Annotated in this window: 17 protein-coding genes and 1 tRNA gene; 9 read left to right on the top strand and 9 right to left on the bottom strand. The window is 41.0% G+C overall.

From position 1 onward, the window contains the following. Positions 1–142 precede the first annotated feature (142 nt). Positions 143–1,732, top strand: coding sequence for a ribosomal protection-like ABC-F family protein (abc-f, locus tag M9189_RS05090; RefSeq protein WP_250725114.1), 1,590 nt, complete (start codon positions 143–145; stop codon positions 1,730–1,732). Positions 1,733–2,119: 387 nt separating this feature from the next. On the opposite strand, the gene M9189_RS05095 is transcribed toward abc-f, so the two are convergent. Next, positions 2,120–3,255 (bottom strand): IS3 family transposase gene (locus M9189_RS05095; protein WP_250725116.1). Its coding sequence is split into 2 segments (ribosomal slippage): positions 2,120–3,003 and positions 3,003–3,255, totalling 1,137 coding nucleotides; the frame shifts between segments, so codons are not numbered across the junction. Between the two features lie 180 nt (positions 3,256–3,435). On the opposite strand from M9189_RS05095, the gene M9189_RS05100 reads away from it, so the two are divergent. From M9189_RS05100 to M9189_RS05125, 6 genes are all read left to right on the top strand, one after another. Then, positions 3,436–3,831: a hypothetical protein gene (locus M9189_RS05100; protein WP_250725118.1), complete on the top strand. Its 396-nt coding sequence runs from the start codon at positions 3,436–3,438 to the stop codon at positions 3,829–3,831. 85 nt (positions 3,832–3,916) lie between these two features. Further along, a complete protein-coding gene (locus M9189_RS05105; protein WP_250725120.1) occupies positions 3,917–4,114 on the top strand; it encodes a helix-turn-helix domain-containing protein in 198 nt (65 codons plus the stop codon). Then, positions 4,107–7,103: a type I restriction endonuclease subunit R gene (locus tag M9189_RS05110; RefSeq protein WP_250725122.1), complete on the top strand. Its 2,997-nt coding sequence runs from the start codon at positions 4,107–4,109 to the stop codon at positions 7,101–7,103. The genes M9189_RS05105 and M9189_RS05110 overlap by 8 nt, the downstream gene beginning before the upstream one ends. After that, positions 7,096–8,355, top strand: coding sequence for a restriction endonuclease subunit S (locus M9189_RS05115; protein WP_250725123.1), 1,260 nt, complete (start codon positions 7,096–7,098; stop codon positions 8,353–8,355). The genes M9189_RS05110 and M9189_RS05115 overlap by 8 nt, the downstream gene beginning before the upstream one ends. Before the next feature lie 2 nt (positions 8,356–8,357). After that, positions 8,358–9,536: an AAA family ATPase gene (locus M9189_RS05120; RefSeq protein WP_250725125.1), complete on the top strand. Its 1,179-nt coding sequence runs from the start codon at positions 8,358–8,360 to the stop codon at positions 9,534–9,536. Beyond that, positions 9,536–11,167, top strand: a complete 1,632-nt coding sequence (locus M9189_RS05125) for a type I restriction-modification system subunit M (protein ID WP_250725127.1) — start codon at positions 9,536–9,538, stop codon at positions 11,165–11,167. Before M9189_RS05120 ends, M9189_RS05125 begins: the two co-directional genes overlap by 1 nt. Before the next feature lie 103 nt (positions 11,168–11,270). On the opposite strand, the gene M9189_RS05130 is transcribed toward M9189_RS05125, so the two are convergent. The 3 genes from M9189_RS05130 to hemN all read right to left on the bottom strand — a co-directional run bounded on the left by M9189_RS05130 (position 11,271) and on the right by hemN (position 14,399). Further along, positions 11,271–11,355: transfer RNA gene (locus M9189_RS05130), tRNA-Ser, on the bottom strand. Positions 11,356–11,560: 205 nt separating this feature from the next. After that, positions 11,561–12,970 (bottom strand): protoporphyrinogen oxidase, encoded by a 1,410-nt coding sequence (gene hemG / locus M9189_RS05135; RefSeq protein WP_250725128.1) that lies wholly within the window; start codon positions 12,968–12,970, stop codon positions 11,561–11,563. A 55-nt stretch (positions 12,971–13,025) separates the two neighbouring features. Continuing rightward, positions 13,026–14,399, bottom strand: coding sequence for an oxygen-independent coproporphyrinogen III oxidase (hemN, locus tag M9189_RS05140; RefSeq protein WP_250725130.1), 1,374 nt, complete (start codon positions 14,397–14,399; stop codon positions 13,026–13,028). 302 nt (positions 14,400–14,701) lie between these two features. Here hemN and M9189_RS05145 point away from each other — a divergent pair, with 302 nt between their 5' ends. Then, on the top strand, positions 14,702–16,021 hold the full coding sequence (locus tag M9189_RS05145; protein ID WP_250725132.1) for an ammonium transporter: 1,320 nt from the start codon (positions 14,702–14,704) through the stop codon (positions 16,019–16,021). Positions 16,022–16,039: 18 nt separating this feature from the next. Further along, the gene (locus M9189_RS05150) at positions 16,040–16,390 is read left to right on the top strand and encodes a P-II family nitrogen regulator (protein WP_250725133.1); all 351 of its coding nucleotides are present in this window, start codon (positions 16,040–16,042) and stop codon (positions 16,388–16,390) included. 237 nt (positions 16,391–16,627) lie between these two features. Here M9189_RS05150 and M9189_RS05155 read toward each other — a convergent pair whose 3' ends face one another. From M9189_RS05155 to M9189_RS05175, 5 genes are read right to left on the bottom strand one after another with little or no spacing between them, the layout of a single operon-like run. Then, a complete protein-coding gene (locus M9189_RS05155; protein WP_250725135.1) occupies positions 16,628–17,602 on the bottom strand; it encodes a mevalonate kinase family protein in 975 nt (324 codons plus the stop codon). A gap of 38 nt (positions 17,603–17,640) precedes the next feature. Then, entirely contained in the window at positions 17,641–18,690 is a 1,050-nt protein-coding gene (mvaD, locus tag M9189_RS05160) for a diphosphomevalonate decarboxylase (protein ID WP_250725137.1), read from the bottom strand. Positions 18,691–18,719: 29 nt separating this feature from the next. Further along, positions 18,720–19,679: a GYDIA family GHMP kinase gene (locus M9189_RS05165; RefSeq protein WP_250725139.1), complete on the bottom strand. Its 960-nt coding sequence runs from the start codon at positions 19,677–19,679 to the stop codon at positions 18,720–18,722. Then, positions 19,679–21,112, bottom strand: coding sequence for a hydroxymethylglutaryl-CoA reductase (locus M9189_RS05170; protein ID WP_250725141.1), 1,434 nt, complete (start codon positions 21,110–21,112; stop codon positions 19,679–19,681). Before M9189_RS05170 ends, M9189_RS05165 begins: the two co-directional genes overlap by 1 nt. Positions 21,113–21,119: 7 nt before the next feature. Next, positions 21,120–22,127, bottom strand: a complete 1,008-nt coding sequence (locus M9189_RS05175; RefSeq protein ID WP_250725143.1) for a beta/alpha barrel domain-containing protein — start codon at positions 22,125–22,127, stop codon at positions 21,120–21,122. Positions 22,128–22,135 lie beyond the last annotated feature (8 nt).

Below are 22,135 nucleotides of genomic sequence, written 5' to 3' on the forward strand. Positions count from 1 at the left end.
CATACATTTGCAATCGAATTTAAAAATACTCTGATGAAAATAAACAATTAATAGTTGGTTTTAATTAAACCGACACCATAGAGTTCTACATACCTTCGGTTTAATCCGATTCCTCTTTGGAATTACTATTAGTTGTTGCAAAATGAGTATTATCGTCAGTGATGTTTCTTATCACTATTTCAATCAACATACACTATTCGAGTCTGTAAGTTTTTCTGTTTCACATGGCGGGAAAGTATCTCTTATTGGCAATAACGGAGTAGGAAAATCAACCCTACTAAAGTTGTTGGCAGGAGAACTTATGCCTTCTTTCGGTAATATCCGAACAGAATCCAAGCCTTACTATGTTCCCCAGCAGATAAACATCAAAGAGCAGACTATTGCCGAAGCTCTCGGAGTATCAGAAAAACTAAATGCTCTCAACGCAATTTTTGGAGGAGCTTCTGAACAGGTTTACTATGACACTCTAAACGATGATTGGGAGGTAGAAAACAGATGTCGTCAAGCTTTAGAATACTGGGGATTAGAAGGCATCGAACTTGATTCATCTATCTCATTATTAAGCGGAGGAGAAAAAACGAAAGTTCTATTGGCGGGATTGGCTCTGCATAAGCCGGAGATTGTTTTACTCGATGAACCAACCAACCATCTTGACCTGTCTGCTCGGAAAATATTATATGAATACATCCAGAACACAAAAACTACAGTTGTAGTTGTCAGTCATGATGTTAGCCTGTTAAATCTTTTAGATACAACATACGAGTTGTCTCCAAAAGGAATTAGGCTATATGGAGGGAATTATGATTTTTACAGAGAACAAAAAACGATAGAAGATCGGTCTTTAGAACAGCAGATTGATGCAGAACAAACTGCCCTTCGGGTAGCTCGAAAGAAAGCACAAGAAGTTCGAGAACGACAAGAAAAACGTACCTCGCAAGGTGAACGAAGCAAACAAAAAGGTGGTATTGCTAGAATCGTTATGAATGCTCGTGGTAATTTAGCAGAAAACAGTTCTGCCAAATTGCGAGAAAAGCATTCAAACATTATAGACAATACCCGGCAACGCCTATCTGCATTACGGGATCGCCAGCTACAAAACACTGAATTGAAAATAGATTTTGAGGACACGAAACTACATAGCGGGAAAATACTAATCTCTGCCCACGAACTCAATTTCGGATATGTGAAAGATAAATTTCTTTGGCAATCTCCTATTAATATTGAAATCAGGAGTGGCGAACGAATCCACATTCGAGGGAATAACGGCAGTGGTAAAACAACTTTTCTGAAATTATTGCTTGGGGAATTATTTCCAATACAAGGCGAAGTCATCAGATCTGATTTTTCGTATGTCTATCTCGATCAAGAATATGAGCAGGTAAACCAACCTCTCACTGTATTGGAATTAGCAGAGCAGTATAATAAAAACAATTTGGCAGACCATGAAATTAAACTGCGATTAAACCGAGCTTTATTTCCACAGGAAACGTGGGATAAAAATTGTCAAACGTTAAGCGGAGGCGAACGTATGCGGCTTTATCTCTGTTGTTTGATGATATCAAATCACATTCCTGACATTTTTGTTTTAGATGAGCCTACAAATAATCTTGATTTATCAAGCTTGTCGATTTTGATGGAAACAATCAAGAATTATCGGGGAACAGTCTTGATTATTTCACACGATGAATATTTCATCAACGAAATAGGAGTAACAAATAGTATTCAACTATAATTAAATTGAAAGGATCATGGGTATAAACGTAGATTTAGATTCGATTATCTATCACTAATTACTTTTAAGATAGAGATTTACAGGGTGTGTTTGACAAGGGTTTATCATTCTTGTTCTAAATACTCTATGCCTTTTTTAAGTTATTAGTCTGTAAAATCAACAATTTACAGAGATAGTCTTATCATTAAAAACTACTGAAATGATTAGAAAAATAGAAAATATATCAAAACAGATAGAAGATCAGATACAAATAAAGGAACTGGAAGTGTAGACTTACCCCTTATCAGACAACTACAAAATAGACATTTTTTTTCTTGAACCATATTTCTAAATGCTTTTTCAGTGAGCTGAGAGGTTCTGTCAAGGGCGGCTGAGGAACGAAGCCGTTTATATACCCTTGACAGGTTCTGGCAGCGAACTTTCTTTGCTATTTAAAATATGGTGGTTATACTCGTTTTTAACATAATCTAAGGGAGATTTACCTCCCAATGATTTATGTGGATGAAATTCATTATAATCATCCATCCATTCTGAGACCAGATGTCTAACCTCAGATAGGTCATTAAACAAGTATGCATCGAGAATGTCCTCTCTGAAAAAGCGGTTAAATCTTTCAATATATGCATTTTGGGTTGGTTTTCCAGGTTGAATGAATTTTAACTTAATTTCGTTGTCTTTTGCCCATTTCTGCAGAGCATTAGAGATAAACTCAGGCCCATTATCAACTCTTATTTTCATAGGTTTTCCTCGCCAGAATATGATTTCATTAAGCACTTTTATTACACGTTCTGCTGGTAAAGAGAAATCCGACTCAATGGCCAAGGCTTCTCTGTTGTAATCATCAATAATATTTAATACTCGGAATCTACGGCCATAAATCAAGCTGTCACTCATAAAATCCATAGACCAAGTATGATTGATGCCATTGGGTTGCTCCAGTGGTTCTTTTATACGAGCAGGCAACCTTCTTTTTCGTTTTTTGCGTAGGTTTAGCTGTAGCAAGCGATAGACTCTCAATACTCGCTTGCGGTTCCATCTATAGCCTTCTTGGCGTATTCGACCATAATATTCATCAAAGCCACGCGTTGGAAGTTTCTCTGACAGTTCTTCCAACTTGTTGATGACTTCAACATCGTTTCGTTTGCTTTCATAATACCACATGGAGCGATGCAATCCAATCAATCGGCACGCCCTGCCGATGCCGATCAAGTATGTGGAATGCAAGTATTCGGCTCGCTCTTTTTTCTCGCAGGGCTTTAAAACTTTTTTCCAAGCAAATCCTTTAGCATCAAGTTATCTAAACTCTGATCTGCATACATCTGCTTGAGTTTACGGTTTTCTTCCTCCAGTTCTTTTAAACGTTTTAACTGAGAGGCTTCCATACCAGAATACTTCTTGCGCCAATTATAAAATGTAGCCTTGGCAATGCCATGCTCGCGACATATCGTTTGAGCATCAATACCACTTTCATACTCCTTTATAATTTTTACAATTTGGCTTTCTGTGAATCTTGTTTTTTTCATAACTCTGTTTTGACTGCTTAAAATTAATAATTTGTCTAATTTTAAACTGTCCGATTTTCAGGGAAGGCTACAAATTCGCTTTTTGGTAACTCGAAAACAAAACAGCAACAGGCAGAAATTGAGCAGCTACAATCTGAAATAACTTCGCTTAAAGATGAAAATCACTCCTTAAAAACCGAAATGCAAACCCTGCAAAAAGAGTACACATCTACCACCGATAAACTTCGTGCCGAGTTGAAAAAGATATTCGACTTATTTCCAAACCTTCGCGAACTGCTTTCCATTGAAAGAATGTGCCGTTTGGTTGGTTTTTCAGATGACCTGACCCAACGGATTTTATCGGGCGGAAAGGTCGGCTTTAAAGGCAGTCTGTATTCCGCCGAGTACAAACGGAAATTCTCGACCGAACATTCCACAGCGCAAATAGAACCCGAACCCAACAAGCCCGGAAAGCTACGTCTTGCTATTGACGGTGCGGATATTATTGAATGGTTTAGGATGAAATATAAGGAGTTTCAGAAAAGTATAGGGATTGATTGGACGGATAGAAACGTGGGGAGGGGGAGGAAAATGTGAAAAAATATTTGTCATTAACTGTTTTTATGCTATAATATTTCATATATTTTCATTTTCGTAAAGGACAAATATCAATGTTATTTCAATGAACAGGATCAAAGAAGTGCTTGAAGAAAAGGGAATTAAGCAAACTTGGCTTGCCGAAAAGCTTGGCAAGAGTTTCAGCATTGTCAATTCTTATGTTTGCAATAGGAGACAGCCGAGTTTGGAAGTATTATTTGAGATTGCTAAGATTTTACAAATTGATGTAAAAGAATTAATCAAAAGTAAAGCAAATGTATAAGGAATATCATACAGAAGGAAATCTTATCAAGCAATTGATTGACTTGAAATATGTGTACCGACCAGACATAATTGATAGAAAGACACTTGAACAAAATTTCAAAACTAAATTTGAAGAACTCAATCGGGTAAGATTGTCTGAAAGTGAGTTTCTAAGATTACGTGAGGATATTATAAAATCTGATGTGTTTGAGGCTTCAAAATTCTTGCGAGAAAAACAATATTTCTTACGTGAGGACGGAACTCCATTGCATTATACTCTGGTAAATATAAAAGATTGGTGCAAAAACGATTTTGAAATCATAAACCAATTGCGTATTAATACAGAGAATAGTTTCCAGAGATATGATGTTATATTGCTTATCAACGGCTTGCCTATGGTGCAAATTGAACTGAAAAAAGGTGATATTTCGCACCGAAAAGCAATGCAACAAATAGTAGATTACAAAAATGAGCCGGGTAACGGCTACGCAAACTCTCTGCTTTGCTTTATACAATTGTTTATTGTGAGCAATGGTACCAGAACATTGTATTTCGCCAATAACAAAAATCAGCATTTTGCATTTAATGCAGATGAACAATTTTTGCCTGTGTATGAATTAGCAGATATAAAGAACAATAAAATCAATCATCTGAAAGATTTTACTGATAAGTTTCTGCCCAAGTGTACGCTCGGAGAAATGATTAGCAAGTATATGGTATTGGTACAAAGCGAGCAGAAAATACTTGTAATGAGACCGTATCAAATTTATGCAGTTAAAGCAATCGTAGATTGCATAAATGATAATAGAGGAAATGGATATATTTGGCATACAACAGGAAGTGGTAAGACGTTGACTTCTTTTAAAGCTTCTACATTGTTGAAAAATAATCCTGAGATTGAAAAATGTCTATTTGTAGTCGATAGAAAAGACCTCGACAGGCAAACCCGTGAAGAATTCAATAAATTTCAAGAAGGAAGCGTAGAAGAGAATACTAATACAGAGACATTGGTAAGACGACTACTTTCTACAGATTATGCAGATAAGGTAATTGTTACCACCATACAAAAACTGGGGCTGGCTTTAGATGGCACGTATAAAAAGAATTACAAAGAACGCCTGGAGCCATTGAGTAAAAAGCGCATTGTCTTTATTTTTGATGAATGCCATCGTTCTCAGTTTGGCGACAATCATAAAGCGATAAAAGAGTTTTTCCCTAATGCTCAATTATTTGGCTTTACAGGTACGCCTATTTTCCCTGATAACGCTACATACAAAATTCGTGAAGGAGAATATGAGACCTACAAAACTACTAAGGATATTTTTGACAAATCGTTGCACGAATATACAATTACACATGCTATCGAAGATAAAAATGTATTGCGTTTTCATATAGATTATTTCAAAGGGTCTCAGAATGCGAAACCAGGTGAAACTGTTGCACAACAAGCAGTTGTAGAAGCTATTATAGATAAACACAATGCAGCTACTAACGAGCGAAAGTTTAATGCAGTATTGGCAACTGCTTCTATCAATAATGCCATTGAGTATTATAGGCTTTTTAAAAAAGTGCAAAAAAAGAAACAAGAAGATGATATTGATTATGTTCCTTTGAATATCGCCTGCGTATTTTCGCCTCCTTCTCAACTTATTGCTCAACAAGGAGACCAACAAAGCCAGAAGAATGCAGCTGACATCAAACAGTTACAGGAAGATTTGGCTCAAGAGCGTGAGGATAACAAAAAAAATCCGGAAGAAAAAAAGCAAGCTTTGATGGAAATTATTGCCGATTATAATGATCAATTTGGTACAAATCACACAATTAATGAGTTTGATTTGTATTATCAAGATGTTCAAAGTCGTATTAAAAATCAGAAATACAGTAATAAAGACTATCCGCACAAAAATAAAATTGATATTACTATTGTGGTGGATATGTTGCTTACTGGTTTTGATAGCAAATACTTAAACACATTGTATGTAGATAAAGATTTAAAATATCACGGTTTAATTCAGGCTTTTTCTCGGACCAATCGGGTATTAAACGACACGAAACCATACGGTAATATTTTAGATTTTCGTTTTCAACAGGAAGCCGTTAATCAAGCCATTTCTTTGTTTTCGGGCGAAAGTGGTGGAAATCCCAGTGAAATTTGGCTGGTTGAGCCCGCTCCTGTGGTTATTGATAAGTTTAAAAAAGCGGTAGAGGCTTTGGGCATTTTTATGCAGGAGCAGAATTTGGTGAGTGAACCGCAAGAAGTATACAACTTGAAGGGAGATGCGGCAAAAATTACATTTGTGAAAAACTTCAAGGAGGTTCAACGACTTAAAACACAACTTGATCAATATACCGATTTAAACGAAGAACAAAAGTCAAAAATTGAAGCAATTCTACCAAACGATACTTTTCAGGAGTTCCGTAGTTCTTATATCGAAACGGCAAGACAATTCCAAGAAAGACAACGAAAAGAAGGCGAAAATACACCGCACGAAATTCAACAATTGGATTTTGAATTTGTTTTGTTTGCTTCTGCTTTAATTGATTACGACTACATAATGAACTTGGTAGCCGATAGTACACAGCAAAAACCCACAAAGCACAAAATGACTAAATCACAAATAATCAGCCTACTGAAATCCAATTCCAATTTAATGGACGAGGAGGAAGATTTAACCGAATACATCAATAGTTTGGATTGGGAGAGCGGACAAGATGTTGAAACGCTTCGCAAGGGCTATGACACTTTCAAAGACGATAAATATAATAAGGAAATAGCTTCTATTGCGAACAAACACGGAATTCAAACGGCAGACTTGAAAAAGTTCATAGATAAAATAATGAGCCGTATGATTTTTGACGGTGAAAAACTCACTGACCTTTTAGCTCCATTAAATTTGAATTGGAAAGAACGCAGAGTAAGAGAATTGGCATTAATGGAAGACTTAGTACCACAATTAAAAAAATTGGCCCAAGGGCGTGAAATTTCAGGACTAGCAGCGTATGAGTAAGAAGAATAAACGAATACCCGAATTGCGTTTCCCTGAATTCTCAGAAAATTGGGAGATCAGTTCAGTGTCGGATATATGTGATGTTTACAGAGGTGGTACATTTTCTAAAGCCGATATGGATGATAATGGTTCGGAGCCTTGTATTCATTATGGAGAATTGTTTACAAAATATAACGAAGTAATTTCAGACATCTATTCAAAAACAAATAAAAGCGAAGGGTTCAAAAGTGAAGTTGGAGATATTTTAATGCCGAGTTCTGATGTAACACCAGATGGATTAGCAAAAGCATCAGCTATAATGCTTGATAATGTTGTTTTGGGTGGGGATATGAATATTCTTAGACCGAAAAAAAGTTATAATTCAATTTTTCTAAGTTATTTACTAAATCATTCCAAAAGAGAAATTATTAAATTAGTTTCTGGAACGACTGTAAAGCACATTTACCCAAGTCAAATCATTACTTGTCAATTACCAATAGTTAATAACAAGTCAGAGCAACAAAAAATAGCATCTTGCCTTTCATCTTTAGATGATTTGATTGAATCCCACAACCAAAAGTTGGATCTGCTCAAAGCCCACAAAAAAGGACTGATGCAAAACCTTTTTCCACAACAGGGCGAAAAAGTGCCAAAATTGAGGTTTAAGGAGTTTGAGAAAGACGGGGAGTGGGAAGAAAAATCACTTGACGAAGTATGTAAACTTGTTAGAGGGCCTTTCGGAGGTGAATTGAAAAAGGAAATATTTGTAAAAGAAGGATATGCTGTTTATGAGCAATCACACGCGATTTATAGTGATTTTAGTTCTTTTAGATATTATATAGATGAAGATAAATTCTCAGAATTAAAGAGATTTTCTGTTAAGTCTGGTGATTTAATTATGAGTTGTTCTGGTACAATGGGAAAGTTTGCTATTATACCACAAGATTATAAAAATGGAGTAATTAATCAAGCACTTTTGAAGTTGACAGTCAAAAAAGGTTATGACAATTTGTTTATCAAAATCACATTAGAAACTGAAAACAACCAAAATAATTTATTATCACAATCGGCTGGTGGAGCTATTAAAAATGTTGTATCGGTTTCACAAATTAAAGAGTTACGATTACAAATACCAAGTATTAATGAACAACAAAAAATTGCTTCTTGTCTTTCTGCATTAGATGAACTTATAACTGAACAGGCTAAAAAAATAGAACAATTGAAACAGCACAAAAAGGGATTAATGCAAGGTTTGTTTCCGAAAATTGATTAGAAATGAGTATAATAACTAAATTTTCAAACCTTACTGAGATAGCTCAACATATCAGAAAAGACTTGATTGGAGACCACCGCCCAATGAAAGATTTAGTATTGCTTTTTGCTCACAATGCTAGTGGCAAAACAAGACTGTCAATGGAATTCAAGCAAATAGGTAAAACTTTTGATGCTGATGGAAATGTAACAAGTCGTGATACTTTATATTTTAATGCTTTTACAGAAGATTTGTTTTCTTGGAACAATGATTTAGAAAATGATACTGAAAGAGAGTTAAAACTAAACTCTGATTCAGCGTTTTTTGATGGATTACGAGAATTAAATTTGAATTCGAAAATTGAATCTTTTCTAAACAACTACGTTGATTTGAAATTTGATATTAATTACGATACATCAACAGTAACTTTTTCAAGGAGTATTATTGTTGAAGGTAATGAACAAACCATTCCAAATATTAAAATATCAAGAGGAGAAGAAACACTATTTATTTGGTGCTTTTTTCTCGCAATTTGTCAATTAGCTATTGATGAAGACCCTGCTTATAGTTGGGTTAAATACATATATGTGGATGACCCTATATCGTCACTAGATGAAAATAATGCTATTGCAATAGCTTGTGATTTAGCAAATTTGCTTACAAAAAAAGATAATAATGGTAAATTCGAGATGTCAATCAAAACAGTAATTTCTACACATCATAGTTTATTTTTTAATGTGCTCTGTAATGAGTTTGGTAGAAAAGTAAAAAACAAAAAATATTTTTTACATAATAAAGGAGTTAATGGTTATTCATTACAAGATACAAATGACACTCCATTTTTTCATCACATAGCAACACTTAGTGAGCTAAAAAATATTGTCGAAAAACAAGATTCCGATAATCCGCCCAAAATCTACACTTATCATTTTAATGCACTTAGAAGTATTTTAGAAAAAACTGCAACGTTTTTCGGTCACGATAAAATTGATGAATGTATCTATGGTTTAGAGGATGAAGTACTTTTTGATCGGGCATTACAATTATTTAGTCACGGTAAATATTCAATTTTCGATCCCGTGGAAATGAGTGATGACAGTAAAGACTTGTTTATAAGAATTTTTAATGGTTTTACAACCAAATATGATTTTTATTTTCCGCAGATATTTAACAACGATACTCAAACAGAAACAACAGCATAATGACACAAAAAGAACAACATAAAAAACTTGGTGATACCCTTTGGAATATAGCTAATACTTTGCGAGGAGCGATGAATGCAGATGACTTTCGTGATTATATGCTATCATTTCTTTTCCTCCGGTATCTATCTTTCAATTACGAAGAAGCTGCAAAAAAAGAATTGGGTAAAGATTATCCCGAAAGCCCATCTAAAGACAAAAGAGCAGATTTCAGGGTACCACCATCTTTAGAGATTTGGTATAAAAAAAACAAAGAAGATATTGCTGAATTTGAGGAACAGATGCGCCGGAAAGTACATTATGTTATTGAACCTAAATATCTGTGGAGCAATATTACAGAATTGGCTCGAACACAAAATGACAGTTTGTTGCAAACGCTTCAAGACGGTTTTCGCTATATTGAGAATAAGTCCTTTGACAGTGCTTTTCAAGGGCTGTTTTCTGAAATTAACTTGAATTCTGAGAAGCTTGGGAAGACCCCAAAAGAGAGAAACGATAAACTTTGCACAATCATCCAAAAAATTGCAGAAGGTATTGCCGATTTTTCTACGGACACCGACACGCTTGGTGATGCTTATGAGTATTTGATTGGAAAATTTGCTGCCGGCTCGGGTAAAAAAGCAGGTGAATTTTATACACCTCAACAGATTTCAACCATTCTCTCCCAAATTGTTTTATTGGATTCACAAGACCCAGCAACAGGCTTAAAGTCTAAACTGGACAAAGTTCTTGATTTTGCTTGTGGTTCGGGTTCTTTGCTTTTAAATGTACGCCAAAGAATGAAAGACCATAATGGAACAATCGGAAAAATTTATGGACAAGAAAAGAATGTAACCACATACAATCTAGCACGGATGAATATGTTGTTGCACGGAATGAAAGATACCGAGTTTGAGATATTTCACGGTGATACATTACTCAATCAATGGGAGTTATTAAATGAATTGAATCCTTCTAAAAAAATAGAATTTGATGCTATTTTAGCCAATCCACCTTTTAGTTTGCGTTGGGAGCCAAACGATACGTTGGCTGAAGATTTTCGTTTTAAGAGTTACGGCTTAGCTCCTAAGTCTGCAGCTGATTTTGCATTTTTATTGCACGGTTTTCATTTTTTAAAAGATGGCGGGACAATGGCAATTATTTTGCCGCACGGAGTATTATTCCGTGGCGGTGCAGAGGAACGTATCCGTAAAAAGTTGCTAAAAGACAATAATATCGATACAATTATTGGATTGCCTTCTAATTTGTTTTATTCAACAGGTATTCCGGTTTGTATCTTGGTTTTAAAGAAATGCAAGAAAGAAGATGATGTTTTGTTTGTAAATGCCAGTGAGCATTTTGATAAAGAAAAAAGACAAAACAGCTTAAGTGATGAACACATTAAAACAATCGTAGAAACTTATAAATTCCGACAAGAAAGAGAACGTTATTCTCGTAGAGTTTCAATGGAAGAAATAAAGTTGAACGACTATAATCTTAACATTTCAAGATATGTGAGTACAGCTATTGAAGAAGCGAAAATCGATTTAAAAGAGGTTAATCTAAAATTAGCTACTATTAATGAAAGTATAAAGATAAATTCAGAAAAACATAACGAATTTCTGAAAGAGTTGGGACTGGATATTATATGAATTGTTGTTGAGAAAACAGTTGACAAATAGGTTGAATTCAATTGTGTTCTGGGTGTAATAAAGGGTGTAAATCACGCAACTCGTTGATTTACACCCTTGTTTGCGGAGAGAGAGGGATTCGAACCCCCGGAACCTCTCGGTTCAACGGTTTTCAAGACCGCCGCAATCGACCACTCTGCCATCTCTCCTGATTGCGTCTGCAAAATTAGGTGTTTTCAGCAATCTTCAAAACATTTTGGCCAAATAATTTAATGGTTGGAGTTCTCTTTTTTCTTTCTTGCTTAAAATGAGCAGGAACCGTGTCCACTCTGCCTTACATGGTACTCATGTTTGAGCGGGCTTACAGATCTCGACAGGTAAAGAAGAGGAGGTGTTATGCACTGCTAAGTGTTTCTATACCGGAGCACCTGTGATCCGACCAGCGAGCTGCAATTCACTTTTTTCAATTAGTTGCTTTGCTATCTGGGTTCCCTGCTTGATTCTGTCAGCCATTCCTATGCCGTCTCGCAGGTTACCACCGATGATAAGGCCCGGAAACTGTGACTCGATCCTGGCTATAGTATCAAGACGTTTGCCTGTGCTTACACCATACTGAGGTATGGCATGGGTGTGACGAAAGACCTTGATAAGGTCAGGTTCCTGATTACAAATAAGCATCATGCACCTCAACTCTTCCATTACCATATCCTTAATCGTAGCATCGTCCAGATCGACGATTCCTGGATTCCGCACTCCGCCAAGGAATACCGAAAGGATGGCACCACCTTCGGGAGCTCTGTTATTAAGGAATGCCGACGGAAAGAGTACTCCAAGTATCTTTCTGTTTTCCTTACTGGGAACCAGTCCACCAAAGGCCCTCAACGGGATTCCACGCCAATTTTTAAACCCTACTGCTACCTGTACAACTCTGGCATAAAGCAAATCACTGATGGTTGCCTTTTCCTCACTGTTGAGGAAGGGCAGGATGGAAGGCACTTCGTGAGCTCCAGTGGTTGTTATAACAACATCTTCCCTGAGTTCATGGCTTATGCCATCTTGCACATAGGAAATTGAGAAAAGACCGTCCTTTGGATATACGCTAAGCTTCTCACAGTTGAATACGAAGGAATCCTCTCCGATTTCCCTTACGAGGGCATTGGTCAGATTTTCAAGTCCACCTTCTATTGAGAAAAGCTGCTTTGTTACCTTCTTTTGCTCTTCAGTTCTGGGTTCTTTTGCTTTTTTGATGCTACCTTTTATAAAACTGCCATATTCCTGTTCGAGTCTGTAGAGTTTGGGCATAGCATAACGGGTAACCAGTCGTGAAGGGTCTCCGGCATATATTCCCAGGATAAAGGGATCAACTGCATAGTCCAGGAAACTATCTCCCAGACGTCGCCTGACCAGTTTATCGAGGGTCTCGTTGGGATCCGTGCCTTTCTTGCGGAAAGGCTCGAGCAGGATTCTGAATTTGTCTTTCCATTGGAAAAGGGGAGTGCTTACTCCGTCCTTCAGCCCACCGGGCAGGGCGTGCCAGCGACATTTCTTCCAGATAAGTCGTCTTTTTGCCTCTTCATTGGCAGGTTCAAACCTAAACGGTTCGGGCAGTCTCTCAAACAGTTCAACCACCTCGGGTTGGGAAACAACCCCTGTATTTGGTCCACTTTCGAATATAAAGCCGTTTTCCCGGAAGGTCCTTATAGATCCTCCGGCCTGACTGTCTCGCTCCAAAATCGTGATAGTCCAGCCAGCCTTCCTTAAATAATAAGCTGCAGTAAGTCCGGTAATTCCGGCTCCTATTATTACAGCCGATTTTTCACTCATGGATCATTATTTTCAATTATAAACAGTCAAAAAACCTTTTAGTTTGCTTGAGTTCCTAGATGCTTTTAGAAAATTGCTTCTTGTCCTTGTTGAGATTGGGATCCAGTTCGGCAGCAATATTCCTTATTATAAAGCGCCCCGGTTCTGTTACCTTAAGTCCTGCCTCGCTAATCTCAAGTAACCCGTCTTCCACAAAATCCTTCATCCTGTCGGGCGAAAAGCCTGTCACTTCCTTGATGTTGTCTGCAGTGCAGTCAAAATGGGCCGCTACCTCGGCCCATTCAAGGCGGTCATTGCACATCAGGTTTGATATTACTTCCCCGATTATCATTTCTTCCCGGCTCAGTATATAGCCCTTTTCTGTGGCATATCTGCCTGCGTTGATGAGGCTAATATATTCATCGACATTCTTGACGTTTTGTGCGTAACAGTTGTATAGCTGACTGATGGCCGACATACCAAAGGCATAAACCTGACCTGTAGTCTCGCGGGTGCAATAGCCCTGGAAGTTACGGTGCAGTTTACCGTCTCTCAGCGCGATGCTCAGCGAATCATCCTTCCGTGAGAAGTGATCCAGTCCGATAGCATCATACTCACCCGACGACATCATGATTGCATATGCTGCATCAAACATACCCAACTTGTCTCCAGCCCCGGGAAGACCTTCCTTTTCAAGTGCACTCTGATGAGGTTTTACCCATGGCACGTGTGCATACGAGAAGGTTACCAGTCTGTCGGGTTTTAGTTCCAAAGCCTTTCTAATAGTTGCAGAAAAGCTTTCGACAGTTTGGTGGGGAAGACCATAGATAAAGTCAAAATTAACCCCTGCCGAACGACTTCTAATATGTTCGGTAAGTGCATCTATGGAAGCAGCGGGGAGCTCACGATGAGCTGCCCGTAATACCTTATGGTCGAAATCCTGAATTCCGAGACTAATTCTATTGAAACCCATTCCAAACAAAGCATCCAGATAAGCGAGGCTGAGATGGGCTGGATTGCATTCTATTGCCGTTTCACAGGCCGGATCTATTTTAAAGATGGAGGATATAAGCTGCATTATTTCTCCAATCTGTTTTTCCGAGAGGGCATTTGGCGTACCACCTCCCCAGTGTATCTGGGTGACGGGGCGGGATAGGTCTATTTGCGAAGCCACCATACGGATCTCCTTTTTAAGGGCATCCAGGTAACTGTCTATAAGGTCTCGTTGTCGAGTAATATGAGTGGTACATCCACAGTACAAACAAAGCCTGGGGCAAAAGGGTATATGTATGTATAGCGAGATGCTTTGTGGTTGTTTTTTATTGGATTCCTTAATACAGTTTACGTAGTCATATGCCGTGAAACCGCTGTGAAAACTGGTAGCGGGAGGGTAGCTGGTATAGCGCGGAAGCGCTTTTTCATACTTTTTAATAAGTTCTTTGTCAATCATAATTCGAAATTTTGCCCCTTACGGCAGTCGTTCATACCATCATTTTTCTATGGGATAAATGCAAAATTAGTAATTTATACTTGGATAATCCGGATGTGTGGTCGAATTTTCAAAAAGCATATTTTGGGAGTTTGACCCCCTAAAAAGAGGGGGTGAGTATAGCAAAAAGCGAAAAATAAATGTAAACAACATATAAAAAAGAGGGGTGCATGATAAAAAAGGCACAAAAACTATTTACAGTATCAAAATTGGTTTGTATGTTTGCTATACCTAATTAATCGTTAACTATAAACCTGTGAAAAATGAAAAAGCGACTACTTGTGTTGATGCAGCTCTTGTTGATACCAATCCTGAGCTTTGCGTCTGAAGAAACCCCGATAGATACGGGTGTTACTGCGTGGATGATAACCTCCACAACTCTGGTGTTGCTCATGATTCCCGGACTTGCCTTGTTTTACGGAGGCCTTGTTAGGTCCAAGAACGTTTTGGGAACAATGATGCACAGCTTTGGCGCCATGGGAATTATGACTATCCTGTGGATTGCAGTTGGTTACAGTATGAGTTTCGGATCCAATATACTTGGAGGCTGGATCGGCTGGAATCCCGACTACTTCTTTTTGAAAGGAATTGACGAAACTATATTGGATGCAGGTATTCCTGAATATGTATTCAGTATGTTCCAGGGTAAATTTGCCATCCTGACACCTGCACTTATAGCTGGAGCGTTTGCTGAGAGAGTCTCTTTTAAGGTTTACCTTCTCTTTATTGCACTCTGGGGTTTGTTTGTGTACAACCCGCTTTGTCACTGGGTATGGTCAGAAGGTGGTTTCCTTTACAACATGGGAGCAGCCGGTGCAATCGACTTTGCCGGTGGTACTGTAGTACACATTTCAGCTGGTGTTAGCGGTCTTGTAGCTGCACTATTTATCGGATCACGCAGAGGTTTCCCCAAAGCTCAAATCCGTCCAAGCAACCTTGTTATGACTCTGTTTGGTGCAGGTCTTCTGTGGGTAGGTTGGTTTGGTTTCAACGCCGGTAGTAGTGTTGAAAGCGGACTGGCTACAGCTCAAGCTTTGACAGCTACTCAGATAGCAGCAGCAGCCGGTGCATTCGGATGGATGATCCTTGATTACATCTTCCTGAAAAAAGCAACTGCTCTTGGTTTTGCCTCAGGTATCCTTGCCGGTCTTGTTGCAATTACTCCTGCAGCAGGTGTAGTACAACCCGTAGGTGCACTTGTTCTAGGATTCGTAGCTTCAGCTTTCTGTTACTATGCAATCCAACTTAAGGACAAACTTGGTTATGACGACAGCCTTGACGTATTCGGTATTCACGGTGTAGGTGGTATTGTAGGAGCTCTTTTGCTTACCTTCTTCATCAGAGATTCATGGATGGCTGATGCAAGTGAAGCTGCTGGTGGAAGCTGGTCAGTATGGCAACAGCTTGGAGTACAGGCTGCAGCAGTAGGCATCGCAATAGCTTACGCAGTTGTTGTAACCCTGGTGATTATGTATGTCCTCAAGGCATTCGGTGGACTAAGATCTTCTGAAAGACAAGAAATGGAAGGCCTTGACCGCTCATACCACGGTGAACGCGGATACGGTATGGTTAACCCTAATTAATCTCTAAAACTCAGTTCCATGAAATTAATAACAGCTATAATACGTGAATACCAGTTGGAAAAAGTACATGAGTCCCTGGTAAACGCCGGGATCACTCGGATCACAGTAGGAAGAGTTTCCGGCCACGGAGTACAAAAGAGGGAAGAGTTCTATCGCGGAAAGCGAGTGCTTCCCAACCTTACTCCAAGTATGCGAATTGAGATCGCCGTTAATGACGAGTTTGTTGAAACAACAATAGATGCCATAATAACCGGCGCACGTACTACTAAAAGTGTCGAAGGTGAAGTCGGTGATGGCAAGATCTTTATTACCCCGCTTGAGGAGTGCATTCGCATCCGTACAGGTGAAAGGGGTGGAATAGCGATCTAAACCTAATTTTGCCTCCTAATTTCAAGATAAACAGGGTGATCCGAACGCGGACACCCTGTTTTGCTATAGAGAGATATGTATATCTCGTGGAGAGTATTCTGTTATTGTGCTACAACTTGAGGTACTTTTGCAATAAATGGGGCACTCTTTAGATGAGTAAATAGATAAAGGGTTCCAGAAATAATACTGTCAGATGAGATTACATCGTGAAGATGTCTTCTTTTAGGCACAGGTCTGTTACTTGGTCTGATAAACTGGAATAATCTCCATCCCCTTGTCAGCAAAGAGTTTTCTTACTTCCCCGAAATCACGGGTAAAACCAAGTGCAAAACCTCCGCCTCCGGAACCACAAAGCTTAAGCAGGTATTTTCCTGTGCTTATGCCATATATCCACTCCATCTCGACCGATGCAGGTATCATTGCAGAAAAATGTGTGGCCTGAAATAGCGATAGTTCCCTCAGGTAATCGGTAAACTTGTCAAGATCACCACCTGTAAGGTATTTGATGCAGTTGTTGTTGACAGGTATATACTCCTTTTTCATCAGATCCAGAAAGCTTTGATCCTCGCATTTCTTCATAAAGTTCTCTACAAGTGGAGCAGTCTTTCCCGGCTTGCCGGTGTTAAGCAGGAAGATGGCATCGTCGGCCGTCAGGTTGTACTTGGGGATGCCAACAGCACTGATACTCTGGTCCTCCCCAATTAACAGGGGGTGTTTCATATAGCAGATCAAAGGATCTATTCCGGAACTTGTGCCATGAAACCAGGACTCCAGTACTGCCAGGTCCTTCTTTAGCTGCAAGGTGCCGCTATTGTCGGATGCCCTACGAGGATAGGCATGTTCGGTCTTGTAACTGTGATAAAGTGCAGCTACCAGAGCGCCACTGCTGCCTAGGCCGTAGCCTTCGGGTATCGATGACTCAAAGTACAGACCCTTATCAAGGTCCCTGCCGAGTCGTACTGTGTCAAAGTTTTCCGGAAGCCGTCCTTCCTTCTCAAGGCTTAGCAGATGCTCGTAATACTCCCTGAGCAGCACATTGCTGCGACGGGCGTAGTCCAGGTCGGTATATCTGTTTTTGTTGATAAAACCCAGTGAACCGTTAAAATGGGCATAGGGAATTGTAAGACCCATAGAGCCCAATATGATACTGTACTCACCAAAGAGCATTATCTTGGAGTGGAAGAACTCGCTTTTATAGCTATTTTTTGGCATGGTCTGCTTTCTCAGTTTTTCATCCTATCAAGCCAGGATCAAATCTCGTCAATATTTCTTTCAGGACCGGGACCTATCTCATCATAGATCAGCTTTTGCTCGTGGCAAAGTGCACTTAGTTCCTTCTCTATAAAACTCCTTACTTTTTCCTCCTCTGAAGCGGGGTAAAGAAGGTGAACATTGGGTCCTGCATCCATGCTGAAGCCAATAGTCAGTCCACCGGCCCTGGCTTCCCTGATCAGTGCCAGAGCACTGATAGTGTTGGGGTGGAGCAGGGTATAGGAGGGTGTCGAACTCATCATTAATCCATGCAATGAGAGTGCCTCATTTTCCGCTATTTCAAAAAACTCATCCCAGTCACCATCCTTCAGTATTCCGAGGAGTCTTTCGGTATGGTCCTTTGCCTGGCCAATCCTGGCATCACGATAGGGGTGGAAGTCCATCAGACTATGTCCCTCGCTGCTGCTGACCTTCTTTTTGGCAGGATCGATAATCAGGATTGCATTGCGTATGGTTTTGAAGTCGTCTGCTACTTCCTCAACGGGGATGGCATACATATCCGAACTGCCTTTCAGGCCCTCAAATCTGCCCCACAGGGTCCAGCCTCCGTAAACGGATCGTGCAGCACTGCCAGAGCCCAAGCGTGCCAATCCCGAAGCCATCATTCTGTCGGGTTGTGTGTCCTCCTTACCCAGACTAAGGTTGTGTAGCTCGATAAGTCCCAGCGCCAGGGCGCTCATCGAACTGGCAGATGAGGCAATGCCCGAGGAGTGGGGGAAGGTGTTGCTGCTTTCGATATACAAGTGGTGCTTACGGATAAAGGGCAGGTGCCTCCGTGCATGCAGCATAAAGGCCTCTATCTTGTCGTTGAAGCTCTCCTTAACTTTTCCATTAAGGCTAAATGTAAAGCCGCCTTCAACAGCCGGCTCGGCCTTAATCCTTGTGCGGGTGACGGCCTGCCTTAGTGTGAAGCTGATGCTTGGATTTAAGGGCTCCTGAATATTCTTTTTGCCCCAATATTTTACAATGGCAAGATTTGAGGGGCTTACCCATTCCGCTTCAGCCCTTATCTCCCTGATCAGTGTCATTCTACTTTATTCAACCCCTGTTTAACATACTACCTGTACAAAAGTTCACCAAGCCCGAAAAGAGTCTTGTAGCCTTTGTCTGTGAAATATTGTGCTGTGTCAAAGTCTGTATCCCTTGCCATGAAAAGCACAAAATCCCCTCCCCAGGCTCCAAGTGATTTGATGCTGCCTGGAAAGTCAGGAAATATTTGCTCCCTGACAGGTTTCAGTCCGGTGGCTCCGGCCACCAGCCTTTCATGCTCGTCCATAAGTGTGGAAAACTCCCTTGCAGTGTTGATCTGCGCCATTTGTTCCGAAATCTCACTGATCCTGTTGATCAACCCCTGGTCTTTGGCTCTTTGCTGCAGGAAGCGCTTTACCTCGCTTGCCGAACTTTGCTTTCTGCCAGTCCAAACTACTCCAAGCTGGCTAAGAAAGGGCGGATTAAATGGAGCAACCACGACTTCTGCTTGTTGTCCTGGAAGGCGTCTATAAAACAAGGGATCGTTACTACCTGCGCAGGCAATGTCATAACCTGAACCTCCTATCGTTCTGTCCATTAGGGTATAGGGGTCAATATTGAGCCATCTGCCTAACATCCAGAGGAGAGTCGAACTACTTCCCCAGCCCCAGTCACGCCTAAATTCAAGCTTGCATTCTACCCTTAATCCGGTAGGAAACTCCCTGCCCTTCATCAAGGCAGCGGCTTCTTTTAATATCTTTTGAAGTGCCTCAGCACTGTTATTGGGGGGATCCGTATTATTGTGTTTTTGTAATACCTCTGTATCTTGGAGCTTGTTCTCCTCCAAGATCTCCAGGTTTGCATCAAAGGTGCAGTCAAGCCAGATCCGGCCCTGTTCCTTTGCCACCCAGTGGAGCTTTCCGGGTTCTGCCGGAGTGAAACTGAAACTTTGTCCCTGTTTCAGTGGCAAGGCAAGAGCCTTAGCTCCGTGAAGTACGAGGTACTCGCCAGATAATAGCAGTTTTCCGTTTGCGTGGCAGAACTCCATCACTGTTTTCTCCTTTGCTCAATAAAGTCCTTTACAGCCTTTACACTGACAGTGTGGGAATTAAAGTACTCAAAGGCAGCCTGTTTCTCCTCTTCGCTTGCATCAAGTGAGTTGAGTATATTGGGCAGGTGGAGTTTCATATGTCCCTTCTGTATTCCGGTGGTTACAAGCGATGCTACCGCACTGAAATTATTTGCCAGTCCTGCAGCTGCAGCAATTCCCATTAGTTCGGCAGCACTCGGCTCCTGTATGATCTCAAGAGCCTTGCGTGCAAGCGGATGCAATCTTGTAAGTCCCCCTACTGTTCCCACGGCCATAGGCAGGCATAGGGACATTGTGAAATGGTCATCAACAACACTGCATTCAGACAGGGAAGTGTAACGACCATTGCGTGAGGCATAGGCATGTCCTGCGGCCTCAATAGCTCTAAAGTCGTTGCCCGTTGCAAGTATCACGGCATCCACACCGTTGTAAATCCCTTTATTATGCGTTACTGCTCTGTCCACATTAGCTGTGGCAATATCAACGGCCAGTTTAAATCTACGGGCAAACTCAGTCGGGGTAAAAGTTCCGGCATAGGGTTTAAGTGCTTCGACAGGACACTCCACCGAGCATTTTACAATGCATCCTGGGTAATTGTTTGACAATATTGCCATAATGATTTCCGGTTCCCCAAGTTGCTTCTCACGGAAGAAGTCAAGTATAGGCTCCTTCATAGCCTCCAGAACTGTATTTATAAAGTTTGCACCCATACTGTCGGCCGTCTCGAAGTAAGCCTTTATACGGTACACAAAGGGAAGGGAGTGTGAACTGTGGGGTGTCCCGGCGGCAGCATACTCATCTGTTACTTTTCCTGCACCTGTTGCACTGCCGTGTTTTGACTCGCCGGCACTGACGTTTTGAGATACACTGCCAGATGTGGTGCCGGCAGTATGATGGCCTTGGTCGGAAGATAGTAGCTCCAACTGGATAATCCCGCCCCCTCGCTTTTCCATGGAGGCAGTTACCGGACTGACTTCCCGGCGTAGGTGATCTTTAAGTTCTTCTTCGTGCTTTCTTAGCTCAGCTTCGCTGCCATGCCATTCAAACCATAGATCCCCTGTCTTGACGGTTCCCAACACCTCAACCCGGAAGCCTCCGTTTTTTGCCCAAAAGGATGCCGCTCTGGCGGCTGCAGCGACTACCGAACTCTCCTCAATAACCATGGGAACGGCATAGAGCCGGCCATTGATCAGGAAGTTGGGTGCCACCCCGAAAGGCAGGTAATAATTGCTTAGTGTATTCTCTGAAAAGTTGTCGAAGACCTCCTGCAGTTCAGTATGCCTGAAGCTGGCCAGAGTTTCATCAAACTCGGCCCCCAGGCCATAGGTCTCCCTGAGATATTCTATCTTTTGCTCACGCGAAAGTTTTGAAAATCCTTTGATTGGCTGCATTTATACCTTATTTGTCCGGTTGCTGCCTCAGTCTGAGATAAGCATCGGCCAGGCTCAGGCTCTTCTTCAATTGCTCGGCAAAGGCTTTAAGTTTACCGTAATCGCCCGTTGCATAGCGCAAAAATCCGGAGCCCATACCAAAGAGAGCCGGCATTCTGCAAGTTCTTACAAGCCTGTAGCCCTCCAGCACATCACTGATGCCCCCGGAGATTATAATATTTCTGGTGCGTATATATATCGAACTGTCAAGCATCTCGTTGACAAAGGCACACATTTCCGAAGCCGTGTGTCCAACGTTGGCAAAACTCTCAAAGGGCTTTGTGTCAAAATCCTCCTGTCTCCTCAGTTCCAGTAGGGTAAAGTTGGTGCCTCCAAGGGCACCAAACTCGATAGCTTCGAGGGGAAGCTGCAGCAGGGCTTTGAGGCTTTCAGGTCCCATTCCCTGGCCCACCTCTTTTACGATAAGTGGGATCCTTGTCTTTTCCACAAAGCGACTTAGGGTATTTATCGGTGCCTCCTCAAAGATGTCACCTTCGGGTTGGAAGGCTTCCTGTAAGGGGTTGACGTGGATTATCAGACCGTCGGCACGGAGCAGGTGAACCAGCTCCTCCAAGCGCTCCCAGGAACCGTCTTTGAGCATCTTTTCGAGCTGGGCTATGCCGATATTGGCAAAGAGGGGAACCTCATTCCCGATTATATCGCGCACGTCGAAGTCCTTCCAATGGCTTCTGTCCTCAAGCAGTATCCTACATGATCCAAGTCCCATGCCCATGCCGTACTCGGCGCAGACCCTTGCCAGGTTTCTGTTGATTTCCGCGGCACTACGTGTGCCTCCGGTCATGCTTGAGACCCAAACAGGCAGCATCATCCGTTTTCCGGCAAAACTGATTGGTGTGGGTGCCCCGCTGTGATGAGGTGACAACATAGGTTCATAGTTGAAGTAACGGTTTGCATCCGCCCCTTCAATCCTCGACTTGAAAGCCAGTTCGATATGCTCCTTTTTCCTTTCTTCCATAAGATTTA

The sequence above is a fragment of the Xiashengella succiniciproducens genome, assembly GCF_023674465.1.
In the GTDB taxonomy this organism is placed as follows: domain Bacteria; phylum Bacteroidota; class Bacteroidia; order Bacteroidales; family Marinilabiliaceae; genus Geofilum; species Geofilum succiniciproducens.

Bases quoted from the DNA above. Each gene is read 5' to 3' on its own strand.
- mvaD (WP_250725137.1), bottom strand. From the start codon at position 18,690: ATGACACTGATCAGGGAGATAAGGGCTGAAGCGGAATGGGTAAGCCCC.
- M9189_RS05155 (WP_250725135.1), bottom strand. From the start codon at position 17,602: ATGCCAAAAAATAGCTATAAAAGCGAGTTCTTCCACTCCAAGATAATG.
- hemN (WP_250725130.1), bottom strand. From the start codon at position 14,399: ATGATTGACAAAGAACTTATTAAAAAGTATGAAAAAGCGCTTCCGCGC.
- M9189_RS05145 (WP_250725132.1), top strand. From the start codon at position 14,702: ATGAAAAAGCGACTACTTGTGTTGATGCAGCTCTTGTTGATACCAATC.
- abc-f (WP_250725114.1), top strand. From the start codon at position 143: ATGAGTATTATCGTCAGTGATGTTTCTTATCACTATTTCAATCAACAT.
- M9189_RS05150 (WP_250725133.1), top strand. From the start codon at position 16,040: ATGAAATTAATAACAGCTATAATACGTGAATACCAGTTGGAAAAAGTA.
- hemG (WP_250725128.1), bottom strand. From the start codon at position 12,970: ATGAGTGAAAAATCGGCTGTAATAATAGGAGCCGGAATTACCGGACTT.
- M9189_RS05125 (WP_250725127.1), top strand. From the start codon at position 9,536: ATGACACAAAAAGAACAACATAAAAAACTTGGTGATACCCTTTGGAAT.
- M9189_RS05115 (WP_250725123.1), top strand. From the start codon at position 7,096: ATGAGTAAGAAGAATAAACGAATACCCGAATTGCGTTTCCCTGAATTC.
- M9189_RS05165 (WP_250725139.1), bottom strand. From the start codon at position 19,679: ATGGAGTTCTGCCACGCAAACGGAAAACTGCTATTATCTGGCGAGTAC.
- M9189_RS05110 (WP_250725122.1), top strand. From the start codon at position 4,107: ATGTATAAGGAATATCATACAGAAGGAAATCTTATCAAGCAATTGATT.
- M9189_RS05120 (WP_250725125.1), top strand. From the start codon at position 8,358: ATGAGTATAATAACTAAATTTTCAAACCTTACTGAGATAGCTCAACAT.
- M9189_RS05170 (WP_250725141.1), bottom strand. From the start codon at position 21,112: ATGCAGCCAATCAAAGGATTTTCAAAACTTTCGCGTGAGCAAAAGATA.
- M9189_RS05175 (WP_250725143.1), bottom strand. From the start codon at position 22,127: ATGGAAGAAAGGAAAAAGGAGCATATCGAACTGGCTTTCAAGTCGAGG.
- M9189_RS05100 (WP_250725118.1), top strand. From the start codon at position 3,436: ATGCAAACCCTGCAAAAAGAGTACACATCTACCACCGATAAACTTCGT.
- M9189_RS05105 (WP_250725120.1), top strand. From the start codon at position 3,917: ATGAACAGGATCAAAGAAGTGCTTGAAGAAAAGGGAATTAAGCAAACT.